Genomic DNA, 11,750 nt, shown 5'->3' with positions numbered 1-11,750 from the left:
TGCAGGCGTGCTGCGCATGTCCTCGCCTGCGTTCAGATCAGGACGGCAGCGAATCTCCAGTCGACCGACTTGCCATCGACCATTGCGTGGAAGGGCGAGAACGCGGTCTCGGCCATTAGCCTTCTCGACGAATTCTGACCGTGCCGCTCAGACCTCCAGACGACGATGTCGGTGATCGAGCCATCCGCGTTGGAGATCATGAGCCGGGAGACGAAGCCGGGCTGCTGACGAAGCCAAGCATCGATGTCACGGCCGGCTTCGACGGCCTGCTTCGCCGCAATCCCCGGCTTCATGCGGAACGAGGTGACTTCCGCCGCCTGAGGCAAGCCCCGCGCGTGACGTGTCTCGCTGGCCGTCACCATGTCTCGCCTCTCAGATCTGGTCCCCACCGGAGACCTCGATCGAGGAAGAACGAACCCTTGAGATGCGTGGCGAGCAGGTTATCGAACATCTCGGGTGTCACCTGGTCGACGGTGGCGAAGAGGCCTGCTCCGGCTTTGTCGACAAGGTGGTCGAAGCGGGCGCGGCACCAGACTCTCATCGCGCGACACCTTGGCGTTGCCATTTGCGAGTGAAACCTGTGCAGCCGTGATTGGTCGAGCAAGCTCACGCCGCCCCGATGTCGACCGCAATCTTGCCTGCGCCACCCCCCTTCTTGAGGGCGTCATAGGCCGCGCCGACGTCCTCGAGTGCGAACCGGCGCGGGTCGAGCAGCGGCGTGAGCTTGCCGGCCTCGACCATCTGCGCGGCCTTCTTGAGAATCTCGCCGTGGTGCCGCCGTCCTTCACCCTCGATCAGCGGCAGGAGGGTGAAAACGCCGGAATAGGTGCCGCCCTTGAACGAGAGAGGCGCGAGCGGATGGGTACCCCACCCCAGCGATGAGGTCACGTGACCAAACCTCGCCACCGCGGCGAAGGCGACGTCGAGAGCGCCAACCGCATCGTACACGACGTCGAAGCCACGCCCTCCCGTCACGCGGCCGACCGCTTCGGCAATCGGCTCGTGCCGGTCGATGAAGGTCGCGCCAAGGCGCTCGATCACGGGCCTGCTCTCCGCGCTTCCCGTGGCATGGACCGTTGCACCGAATGCGAGCCCCAGCTGGACCACGATATGACCGACGCCACCGGCTCCGCCCAGCACAAGGAGCGTCTGTCCTTGTCGAATGCCGACGCGATCGACAAGACCCTCCCAGGCCGTGATCGTCACGAGGGGCAGAACCGCGGCCTCGCGCATGGAGAGGTTGGCCGGCTTGGCCGCAAGCAGATCCTCATCGGCGCTGACATATTCGGCCAGCGTTCCGGGATGACCGCCGACGCCGCCGACCATGCCGTACACCTCGTCGCCAGGGCGAAACCGGGTGACGCCGGGGCCGACGACCTCGACCGTCCCAGCCATGTCCAGCCCGAGGATGGCGGGCGCGGGATGCTTGGCATGCGCGGCCTGGCCGGCTTGGATCTTGGCGTCCAACGGGTTGGTGCCCGCCGCGGCGATGCGCACAAGGACCTCACGGTGCCCCGGCGTCGGGCGGCTGATCGGGGTGACGCGGAGCGGCGCGCCAGTTTCGTGGAGGACGGCAGCCATCATCGAATGGGTCATTGAGACCTCCTGCTGTGATGGCGGAGACCATGATCCCTCATGTTCTGAATGGACATCATCGAATTTGTACGTAATTCATTCAGTTCTGAATAGGTGTCCAGCGATCCCGTCGCGCTGTTTTTGAAAGGACCGGCATGGAGTGGAGCGACCTGCGGATCTTCCTTGCCATTGCGCGCGAGGGCACGCTCGGTGCTGCAGCGCGTCGGCTCGGCCTGTCTCAACCGACCATGGGACGCCGCCTCGCAGCCCTTGAGGCCGCCGTGAACCAGACGCTGTTCCAGCGGACGTCCGAGGGTTTCGTGCTCACACACGAAGGCACGGCCGTGCTGGCCCACGCCGAGCGCGTGGAGGAGGAAGCGCTCGCCTTCGAGCGACGCCTGGCCGGAACGCAGGCGCAACTCGACGGCTTCCTCAGGATCTCATCGTCGGACTGGTTTGGCCGCTTGATGCTGGCGCCTGTCCTTGCCGAGTTCGGCCGTCTCCACCCGCGCGTTTGTGTCGAGCTGCTGACCGATGCTCGGCTCTACAGCCTTCCCCGCCGCGAGGCGGACCTCGTGTTCCGCATTCGGTCGTTCGACGAGCCGGAGGTGATCTCGCGGCGGCTCTTGCACATTCCCTATGCCGTGTACGGCCCGGTTCACGGCCCCCGGAACGTCGGAGGCGACGGCGAAGGGATCAGGGTCGTCACCATGGACACGGCCTTCGCCGATATGCCCGACGCGCGCTGGCTGGCGAAGAAACTCCCGAAGGCGGAGGTCGCGATGCGGAGCAACAACCGGGACGTTCAGGCCATTCTCTGCGCGCAGGGAGCGGGCCTTGCCGTCCTGCCCCGACCGCTCGGAGACGCTACGCCCGGCCTCCAGCAGGTCGACGTCGGCGAGCAGCCGCCGGGGCGGGACACCTATCTCGGCTATCATCGAGATCTGCGCCGGCTGGCGCGGCTGCGGGCTGTGCTCGATCTGGTGATCGCGCGGCTGGCATCGTAGGCCGCGCCGTGGCGTGGCGCGCCAGCCTTGCGGACCGGGAGAATGGGGACGAAGCGTTCGGGTGGAGGGGTGACCGTTGGTAGCGGGGGTCCGCTACATCGCGAAACCCACTATCTCAGAAGCCCTGTTTTCCTATCGGCGTGCAGCCTAACTCGGGAAGAGGCGTCTCGATAGCCCGCCGTTCGTGCGCGATTCTTCGCTCGACTAAAATGTTGGCGAAGAGGTTCAAATCGGGGAGGCGCAACCACCGATACCGACATTCACTCAGCGTGGCGATTTAGACACCCTTGTGAGCGCGCCGTACGGTTGATGCCGGATCGCTCGCCTGCCCGTCGCAGCAGGATGAACAGCCGGCGATAGCTGAACCGCCGCCGTTCGTTGGCAAGCTCGCGCAGTCTGACCCGAAGCTCGGCGTCCGAGGGGCGACGCGACCGGTAGCGCACCATCGTCCGATCCGCCCCGACGATCGAGCAGGCCCGCCGTTCCGACACGCCGAGCTTGGCCTGCAGATGCGCCGCTGCGGCGCGCTTGGCGGCAGGCCCTACTATTTTTTTTGAAAGTAGCTCCCGCAGCGCTGCCGCATCGAGCATCTGCTCGGCCAGCAGCTTCTTCAGCTTGGCATTCTCGTCCTCGATCGCCTTGAGCCGCTTGGCCTCGGAGACACGTCCATGCCGCCGAACTTGGCCTTCCAATTGGAGAGCGTCGCCTCCGAGATCCCGTGTTTGCGAGCCAGATCGGCCGTCTTCGCACCGGCCTCGTGCTCTTTCAAAACCGCGATTATCTGCTCTTCCGTGAACCGCTTCCGCTTAATCTGTCCGACTCTAAGTCCCTCTGAAGGACATTCTTAGGGGCAGGTCAATGGTAGCCGGCACGGTCAGCAAGTAGCCGATCGAATTCTCGCTGGCCGGGCGATGGGCATGTCGCTGGTTAGGAAAGAGATAGGGTGTCCACCCCGTGAGCCCACGAAGGGCACGCAGGACATCAAGAGCCTGGGTCGAGAGCGGCACTAGGTGATCCCCGCTCTGATCATCCTTGTACTGGAGACGGAGCTTCATCCGCTCGGCCGGGACAACCCAGATCGGAGAGTCCGGATCCAGATCGTCGAACTCTGCCCAGGGCGCCGTGTCTCGGCAAGTCCGTCCGATCCTATGATATTGATCTCATCCTAAGGAGGTTACCTCCACGACAGCCGCGGGAGGTCCGTCTGACTCGGCAGCATGCGCAGCAACGCGATGTCGTCCTCGTCGCTGTCGAGGCTGGTGCGCGCGCCGGGATAGAGCACTTTATGCGGTATCATAATGGCATGTTTGGCAGGACCATCTCCGCTAGCCCCTTGACTTGAACACAATCTTTAGTTTGACTAGCTGATATTCCTTGCATATTCGCTTCCCTGCAACTTCGCGAGTCTGCCGTGCATCAAACGGTGGTGAGCATTTTTAGACGACTAAGATCGACTGGCCCTGTCTTCAGACACGGGCTTGCCATCAACTTGCTAGTCAATTCAGCACTCGTGGCCGTTACGATACTGGCCTACCAATTCGCCAATGAGATCCCCCTTGTTGCAGATTCTCCGAGCCGCTTCAGTGTGCTAATCGTTCCTCTATTGCTTGGCGCACTCGTAGCGGCTGCACTCTCCTTCCTCAATTACTTCTCTTTGCCGGGATGGCAGAGGGCCTTTCCCATCGCTGGAATGATCCTCGTCGGGCACACTCTCAATCTCATCGTCTTTGACAACTTTGGCGACGGATCAACATCCCATTTGTTAGATGCCTACACCGCCCGACTCGACAGAATTGGGTCTCTAATCCTGGTATTCTCCATCCTCACAATGTGCTGCAGCGGTCTAAAGATTTGCGAAACAAGAACTTTACCATCTGAACGGAGAGGCCAGTCCGCCGAATCGGACCCCGCATACTGGATACTAAAGATGCTCGTTGGTGATTTGCCAATCGTAATCAGCGCTCTGTTCGTTATCAAACTGCAAGAACTTTGCGCTGACTGCTCGCATCAGAACTATACCAACGTGTATGTAACCATTCTAAAGGGAGCAAGCGGCGCTATTAGCCGGAATGTCGACTCGTTGCATTTGCTTGAGATCCAGCGACAGCTATCTGTGGCCAATTTTTGGACAGGAGTTTCGCTTGGTGTCACCGGAGTTCAGCTGGTGATGCAACAGATTAGCTCTCTATCGCTCGATTTCGCGTTCCTCCTCCGATCCAAGCTGAGCCAAAGGCGTTTTGTGGAGAGCTCCAGGGATCTCTCTGACAAAGCGAGGGACCAGGTATCCGGGAAGGCGATCACGCAATGACGTCTCTAACTCTACGGCTCTTCGACGAGGCACTTCGAAGTGCTCTGCCCCCTCGACCCTGTCGAGCAGATGCACATAGTACGGGACCACCCTCGCCTCGTGCAATTTCCAGCTATGTCGCTCCAAAACATCACTGCGATCATTTACTCCGGCCAACAATACGGCTTGATTGAGAACGAGACCTCCACCTTTAACCAATTGCACGAGCGCACTGCTAACAATTGCATCCAATTCGTTCGGGTGATTTGTGTGAACGACAATGACTAACCGTTTCGGAATAGACTGCAGTTTTTCTACGATCTCCGGAGTGAGACGGGACGGCACTGCCGTTAAAGTTCGCGTGTGAATTCTGATCGTCGAAATGGACTCTATACCGCCAAGAGCATCGAGCACGGCAAACAGCTTTTCATCAGTCAAGGAGAACGGATCTCCTCCGCTCAAGATCACTTCCCTTATCGAGCGGTCGCTCTCCACGGATCGAACGACTTCAACGAGCTGGCTGCGAGAAACGATAGCATTCCCGTAGTCAACGTGGCGACGAAAGCAGTACCTACAATGGATCGCGCACGCCCCACTCAACATAATAAGGACTCTGCCGCTGTATTTTCTCAATACCCCCGCTTTATCTCGAACTCGCTCTTCTTGAAGAGGATCGCGGCTTGTCCAATGCGACTTTCTGCGCTCTTCCATTCTGGACACGACCTGAAGGAACAAAGGGTCTTTCGCATTCCCCTTCTCCATCAATGACAGGAAATGCGGTGGCACCATTAACTCAAACGGAGACTCGGCATCTAATTCAAACGACAAGTCTCGCGGCTTCAGCTCAAGCCTGTCGAGTAACTCAAAGACCGACATCCTTGCTCTGCGATAGTCGGATTGCCAATCATTCGATGATAATGCCATAGGAGGACATCTCTTGGAACTACGGATTGCGCTGCAGGAGCGAGCAGCACTACTCTCGACACTCCGCCGGGAACTCACTTCACGTGGGGCAATTGAAGTTATAACAAAGTCGCTTCTTCCGGAAGCTCTCGCACATCCAACAACGCAGATCTTCTCGACAAGATCCCAGACCGACAGCTCCTCGAGCAAGCTCTACCTTCAAGCCTCACCCGAACTCGAAATGCGACGATTGATTGCTCGGGGCTCCGGGCAAATTTTTCAGATATGCGCAGCGTATCGGGACGAGCAGCCGGACGACACTCATGACCGTGAATTTCAGATGCTAGAGTGGTATACTCCCGGTACTACATACATCGAACTTCGACAACAAGTCGGGGAGCTCGTACGCCACTTTTGCAAGCTTCCGGAGATGGATTTGACTTGTCAAGACATCTTCCATCGGCGCTTCGGCGTGGATTTGAGTCGTATGAGCGTCGACGATCTCGACCAGACGTACAGATCCCATCTTTGCTCAGTATCTGACCAGGAGCCTATACTAAGCGTGATTAAGTTTGGTCGGCTGCTCGATAAGGCGTTGAGCGAGATAGCACCTGGCTACATTGCTTATGTCTCAAACTACCCGCTCTTCGACACTTGCTTTGGAAAGGCGAGCGCCAACGGCTACATCGAGCGCTTTGAGATATTTCTTGACGGCGTGGAAATCGCAAACGGCTACCAAGAAATCGAATCCGGGGAGGCCTTTTTAGAGCGCTTCCGCGCAGAAAATCTCCAGCGCATTAATTACGGACTAGATCTATTGCCCGAACCCACTGTTGTCGATCTGCCTCCATGTGCAGGAGTTGCGATTGGAGTCGATCGCCTTCTAGGCTACGTGCAACGAACCACTCGGGCCAAGTCTGATTGCTCCTTCTTATGAAACAGACATGGAACACTTGATAGGAAGAGACACGATGGCGATATCTCGGCGGCTATTGTTAAGTTCTGCGTTCCTGCCATTGCTTTCTGGCTGCGCCAAGTCTTTGGTATTTCTGGGAGAGGACACACCAAGCGTCCGCGCCATCGCCAACGTCGCAGCGTCGGTTGCGGCAGGTAACTCAATAAAGTTCGTCTTCGATCCCTATGAACAGATGATCATTAAAGCAGATACCGACTTTGCATCCAAGACCGGAAACTTCGATGTCGTACTTCAATATAATACGGCGTTAGCCGGCTATGTGCGCAACAACTATATAATTCCGCTGGATCAAATTGGCGACAAGGCATGGATCGATGGCTTGTCGGATCGCCTTTATGAAAAGGCGTGGAAGGAAGTCGGATGGTACCAGTCCTCAACCGGCGAGCCGGCCAAGCCTTTCGGCGTTCCGTTTAGCGCCAACACGATGATACTTTGTTGTAAACGGTCGTTGTTTGAAGATGAAAGAGCCCGATCTCGCTATCAGACGCTTCACAGCAAGGAGCTCGCCCCTCCAACGACTTGGGACGATTTTGAGAAGATCGCAGAATTCTTTACTACAGCGGAGACGCGCGGAGTCGCTCTTCAAGGGGCAGACAGTTTCATTTATTGGGAGTGGGCGAACTTCGCGTTTGGATTAGGCGGGGGGGTGATGAAAAAGCCCTTCGGATGGGTCTCTGACGACGTAACCCCCCTCATATTGACAACTGATCGCACTATAAAGGCCACAGAACTATATTTACGCCTGAAACAGTACTCTCAATTCGATCAAGCGGGAGCCGATTTCTTCAAAACAGACGCCGCACAGCAAGTTGAACTGATGAAATCGGGCCGGTATGCGATGTCGATCGTCTGGAGCGACATGGTCTACAATCTCGTCCACGGTCAGGTATCCTGGTCTAGCGACTATACATTCCACGTAATCCCCGGCCCCGTCTCAATGCTCGCTGGAGGTAGCTACTATATCAACAGGCAAACCGCAAATCGCGAGCGCGTTGCTTCGATCATACGATCGCTGTTGGAGTTTAAGCAGCAACGGGAGATGGCCCTAATTGGACTCTGCCCGCCGCGAAAAGATATCTATGCGGATGATGAGCTTCGACGGACAATCCCATATTTGTCGGCGGTCGGCGCCTCCCTCGAACGAGGGGTCTACATGCTGGAGGCAGGCCCCGACGCTGAGAACATAGGAATAATCCTGTCTCGTACTCTCCAAGAGATGTTCCGGTCTGGCGAGGTCGACAATGTCGCTGCACGGCTTAGTGCCGCCGAGGCCGAAATTCGCGAAAGACGACGGGAGATTTTAGGCTCAATTCGGGATAAGCGATAGGTCTCCAAATGAGGTCGGGGATATTCTTCACGATGGCTCCACTTACTTTCGCGTTCTTCTTTTTTGGATTGCCATTCCTATTTTGGTTTCAGCGGGACGCAATCGAGGCAGGGCTATTCAAGCCTCTGCTGCGGACGGTAATTGTTGCAGGAGGCACCACAATACTTTCTCTGCTTATCGGAACAATAATCGGATGGCTACTATTCTCGAAACGAATGCCGACAAGACTTTCGGCTTGGCTGTTACTACCATTCTGCTTGGGGGGAGCGGCGTGGTCGCTAGGATTCCTACCCATAGTCTCGCGGCTCCCAGGCATAGCCAATCGAGAGACGTGGATGGTGCTGGCGACGCTGATTGTTGTAAATGTACTACAGTATGCCCCTTTAATTGCCTTCGTGTCTTTCCAATCTTTCACCAAGACGAATACAGCACGTTATGAGCTGATGGTCGCGAGCCGGATGACAAAGGCTGAAACAATTGCACTCGTCTTTTGGCCCGAACTATCGGGATTTTCCGCTTTCGTCGGCGCTGTTATTTTTACTGCGAGCTTCGGAGAGAGCGAAAAGGCATTGCTATTCTTTCGCGCCTCTACAGGAACGGATAGTTCGCTCGTTGCTCATCTAATTACCGACACATACAGACGATTGCACGTCGTGCAAGACGTCGCCCTCTTGCACATCTTCTCGACGTCGGCGGTCGCGATAGTTTTCTCGATTTTCGCTATTGCGTCAGCAATTGGATTGGGGATGCTTCTGTGTAGAGCCGCACTGCAGCTCATTTCAAGTCGATTTTTGGCTCCTTACCCATCTAATCAGGCGACGTTACCCAACTCAATTTACCGCCGGATTGCTGCGGCCGCTCTTCTCGCTCTTGTCATATGCTGCTCATGGTCAGCGCTCGGTAGTGACGGCCTTGTTGTGAAAGATATCTTCATTGTTCTCGTCGCCGCGCTTGCCGCGTCGGTTTTGTATATCGCTTACACTTTTGCCTTTCGTCTTTCCGGCGCACATTTGTGGAATGTGAACGCTGGCATGTCTCGGTGGCTGTTCTCGTTCATTCTGCTTTCGATTCGACTAATACCGGGAACGGTTCTTTTTTATTTGATAGTCACTTGGACCGTTCCGATAGGACGACAATCCGTCGCGATTCAGTGGATCGCCTGGTTTGCAACTCATCTACTGTATAACTCTGCTATTGTACTACCGTTTCTTTTGCTCCTACTCCAGCGCGTGCCTTCTACCGAGATCGAACTATTGAAGGCGAGCCGAGTTGGATCTCTGGACATATCGCGCGTCTCGCTTCTCCTGCGTTTCTGGAGAGAATTGGTTGTTGTGTTTGTTTTTGTCTTTGTGCTTGTTTGGAACGGAGATGCTGCAAACGGAGCGATGTCTACCATTTTTCGATCAGCCAACATGGAGATCATCACAAATCTGCACGGGCGGAAATATGATCTGCTGCGGAGCGTCGAACTCGCGCTTCCGACGTTGAGTCTCGCCATACTCTCCGTCAGCCTACTCGCGTATCAAGCGATGCCCTCAGACTCCCAGGTTGACCGGCAAGAACATCGCCCTCAGTTCACAGCTGCGGAGGCCCAGTGATTCAAGTTAAGATTTCGTCGCTCAGCATAGGGTTCGGCCACAAAGGAGGGTTTCGCCACCTATTCCGTGGGCTTACCTTGGATATCCCAGTTCAATTCGGGGAGACAATCGGACTGATGGGCGAAAGCGGATGCGGTAAAAGCACTTTACTGCGCCTGATTGCAGGCGTCCTCGCCTCTCGTCACGGCGTCATTCGCATAGACGGGGCACCATCAGATAGTGTCGCGTTTCTTCCACAAGGTGGAGTGCTTCTCGAACACCTCTCACTACAGGACAATCTGCGCTTGTTCTCGCGACTAAAGGTTACAAGACGGCGCTTCGATCAGGCACGACTTCTTCACGCGATCGACGCACTGGATCTTAACGAATTAGTAAGCCGTGGAACAAAGGTTGACAAGCTAAGTGGCGGAGAGCGCCAGCGCGTTTCCCTCGCACGGGTTCTTTCTATAAAGCCGCAACTTATCTTGTTAGACGAGCCCTGCGCCGCAATCGGGGGAGATCACCGTACAGAATTCCTATCAACCTTGAAGCGTTCGTCCGAAGAACTTCGCTTTGGTGTCATTCTTGCCAGTCACGATTGGAATGACCATTCGCTCATTGCAAATCAAATCGCATTTATGAAGAACACCGGCGGAGATGGCCTTTCGACAGTTCCAGTTGTGCCGGTCAAGGAGTTTGCGTCTGTCCCCTGGCACCGTGAGGCTGTCTCTTACACTTCGCGGGGCCCCATAAACTGGATCAAGGCTCAAAAGATTGACGGATGCTGGTGCCTTTCGGTTGGCGATCTGCAGCTAAGCCGAATGGGAGCGGAATTGCCTTTGGCGACTAAGCTGCGTCACGAGGGCGATGGTTCGCTGCTCCTGGCTTGCGGTATAGATAACATTGAATTCAGTGAGGAGAACGCCGAGAGCCCGCCATTAGAGTTTTTTGGGACGTCTGACGCTTTCGCTTTCCTAAGAATCGGACCACGTATCCTCATCGCCGGAAAACAGAGCTTTGCAGACGGCAAGAGATCCATTCGGTTGACCGGCAGTATTCCGGCATACTCTACAGCCGGAGACTTTGTTGGTATTCTCAACCTTCCTGCAGAGTAATTGAAATGGGCGACGGCGTAAGCTCGAACAAGATGAACTCGACTTCATTGACTTCTTTCGCTTTTACGGAAGCCACTTTGGTCATCTGTAGACTGCTAGATCGCGCGTAATTAGATAGCCTTTCGATGTCCCCGAAGTCGCCAAACCCCACCAACAGTCGTCCATTTGGGACTAACCAATCTGCGGCTTGGCGTATGAAGCGCTCAGTGAGGCGGTACCCAGGGTCGAATACCGCTTTCTCGAGCAGAGATTGATACTCGTACGCTTCATCGATGTAGACAAACGGAATATTCCAGAAGATCGTATCGAACTTCTCGCTATCGTGCAGCGGCTCAAATATGTCACCCTCTCGACAATCAACGATATTCGATACGCCATGGAGTGATGCATTAATCCTGGTATTTGTTACGGCGTCAGGATTGATATCTATCGCAACGACCTTCTTAGCTCCTCGTAGTGCCGCAAGCACGGATATCGCCCCCATCCCTGGCCCGATTTCCAGAAATGCATCCTCTGCTCTGTACGAGACGGCATTGGCTAGGAACCCTGTTGAAGCAAAAAATTGCGGTGACAGGACATTTGGAAGAACCGCAAACTGTAGGCCAGAAATGCAAACATCATGCGGCTGTTTAACCAATGCATTCCGATCCAATACAGCTCTAGTCGCAGCCAACTGGTCGCTGTTCAGCATAGGTCGAACCTCACAATAGAGTTGATCCGCGCAATTCGGTCACGATCGCCGTCGAAATCTCCCGAGACAAAGCTGCGGACCCTATTTTTTATATTCATATTGCTGGATAAGACAAGTCGCGCCGTTCGGTTTGAAAGGGGTGCCTACGGCCTTGGGCGAGACAGTCGGAAACCCGCTTCCGCGCTCGCTTCGACACCGGAGAATCCGATCGACGTCGACGAATTCTACGATTGGGCCGTCGAAGCGAAGATCTAGTGGTGCTAGGTCCTAAAAGATCGGCCAGAGATCGTTG

9 protein-coding genes and 1 pseudogene are annotated in these 11,750 nt (G+C 55.9%); 5 read left to right on the top strand and 5 right to left on the bottom strand.

From position 1 onward, the window contains the following. Positions 1-32 precede the first annotated feature (32 nt). Both QX010_RS24490 and QX010_RS24485 read right to left on the bottom strand, forming a co-directional pair. Entirely contained in the window at positions 33-362 is a 330-nt protein-coding gene (locus tag QX010_RS24490; RefSeq protein WP_316182395.1) for a hypothetical protein, read from the bottom strand. A 244-nt stretch (positions 363-606) separates the two neighbouring features. Then, positions 607-1,596 (bottom strand): alcohol dehydrogenase catalytic domain-containing protein, encoded by a 990-nt coding sequence (locus QX010_RS24485; protein WP_316182393.1) that lies wholly within the window; start codon positions 1,594-1,596, stop codon positions 607-609. A gap of 134 nt (positions 1,597-1,730) precedes the next feature. Between QX010_RS24485 and QX010_RS24480 the strand changes: the two genes are divergently transcribed. Continuing rightward, a complete protein-coding gene (locus tag QX010_RS24480) occupies positions 1,731-2,582 on the top strand; it encodes a LysR family transcriptional regulator (RefSeq protein ID WP_315803365.1) in 852 nt (283 codons plus the stop codon). A 293-nt stretch (positions 2,583-2,875) separates the two neighbouring features. Here QX010_RS24480 and QX010_RS24475 read toward each other — a convergent pair. Continuing rightward, positions 2,876-3,393, bottom strand: a pseudogene (locus QX010_RS24475) (transposase); the annotation flags it as partial. Between the two features lie 1,374 nt (positions 3,394-4,767). Beyond that, positions 4,768-5,793, bottom strand: coding sequence for a KamA family radical SAM protein (locus tag QX010_RS24470; protein WP_316182392.1), 1,026 nt, complete (start codon positions 5,791-5,793; stop codon positions 4,768-4,770). Between the two features lie 13 nt (positions 5,794-5,806). Between QX010_RS24470 and QX010_RS24465 the strand changes: the two genes are divergently transcribed. The 4 genes from QX010_RS24465 to QX010_RS24450 all read left to right on the top strand — a co-directional run bounded on the left by QX010_RS24465 (position 5,807) and on the right by QX010_RS24450 (position 10,767). Then, the gene (locus QX010_RS24465) at positions 5,807-6,709 is read left to right on the top strand and encodes an amino acid--tRNA ligase-related protein (RefSeq protein WP_316182390.1); all 903 of its coding nucleotides are present in this window, start codon (positions 5,807-5,809) and stop codon (positions 6,707-6,709) included. 34 nt (positions 6,710-6,743) lie between these two features. Then, complete coding sequence (locus tag QX010_RS24460) at positions 6,744-8,075, top strand: ABC transporter substrate-binding protein (protein WP_316182389.1); 1,332 nt, start codon at positions 6,744-6,746, stop codon at positions 8,073-8,075. 335 nt (positions 8,076-8,410) lie between these two features. Further along, positions 8,411-9,673 carry a hypothetical protein gene (locus QX010_RS24455; protein ID WP_316182387.1) on the top strand — a complete coding sequence of 421 codons (1,263 nt, stop codon included), beginning with the start codon at positions 8,411-8,413 and terminating at the stop codon, positions 9,671-9,673. Beyond that, complete coding sequence (locus QX010_RS24450; protein ID WP_316182385.1) at positions 9,670-10,767, top strand: ATP-binding cassette domain-containing protein; 1,098 nt, start codon at positions 9,670-9,672, stop codon at positions 10,765-10,767. The genes QX010_RS24455 and QX010_RS24450 overlap by 4 nt, the downstream gene beginning before the upstream one ends. On the opposite strand, the gene QX010_RS24445 is transcribed toward QX010_RS24450, so the two are convergent. Next, the gene (locus QX010_RS24445; RefSeq protein WP_316182384.1) at positions 10,748-11,458 is read right to left on the bottom strand and encodes a methyltransferase; all 711 of its coding nucleotides are present in this window, start codon (positions 11,456-11,458) and stop codon (positions 10,748-10,750) included. The two genes, QX010_RS24450 and QX010_RS24445, sit on opposite strands and share 20 nt — an antisense overlap. Between the last annotated feature and the right edge of the window lie 292 nt (positions 11,459-11,750).

The sequence above is a fragment of the Bradyrhizobium sp. SZCCHNRI1009 genome, from assembly GCF_032487575.1.
In the GTDB taxonomy this organism is placed as follows: Bacteria; Pseudomonadota; Alphaproteobacteria; order Rhizobiales; family Xanthobacteraceae; genus Bradyrhizobium.
This window is presented reverse-complemented; position numbering and strand designations above follow the sequence as displayed.

Excerpts from the sequence above, each read along its gene's own strand:
- QX010_RS24470 (WP_316182392.1), bottom strand. The coding sequence starts at position 5,793 with ATGGCATTATCATCGAATGATTGGCAATCCGACTATCGCAGAGCAAGG.
- QX010_RS24460 (WP_316182389.1), top strand. The coding sequence starts at position 6,744 with ATGGCGATATCTCGGCGGCTATTGTTAAGTTCTGCGTTCCTGCCATTG.
- QX010_RS24445 (WP_316182384.1), bottom strand. The coding sequence starts at position 11,458 with ATGCTGAACAGCGACCAGTTGGCTGCGACTAGAGCTGTATTGGATCGG.
- QX010_RS24485 (WP_316182393.1), bottom strand. The coding sequence starts at position 1,596 with ATGACCCATTCGATGATGGCTGCCGTCCTCCACGAAACTGGCGCGCCG.
- QX010_RS24480 (WP_315803365.1), top strand. The coding sequence starts at position 1,731 with ATGGAGTGGAGCGACCTGCGGATCTTCCTTGCCATTGCGCGCGAGGGC.
- QX010_RS24455 (WP_316182387.1), top strand. The coding sequence starts at position 8,411 with ATGGTGCTGGCGACGCTGATTGTTGTAAATGTACTACAGTATGCCCCT.
- QX010_RS24490 (WP_316182395.1), bottom strand. The coding sequence starts at position 362 with ATGGTGACGGCCAGCGAGACACGTCACGCGCGGGGCTTGCCTCAGGCG.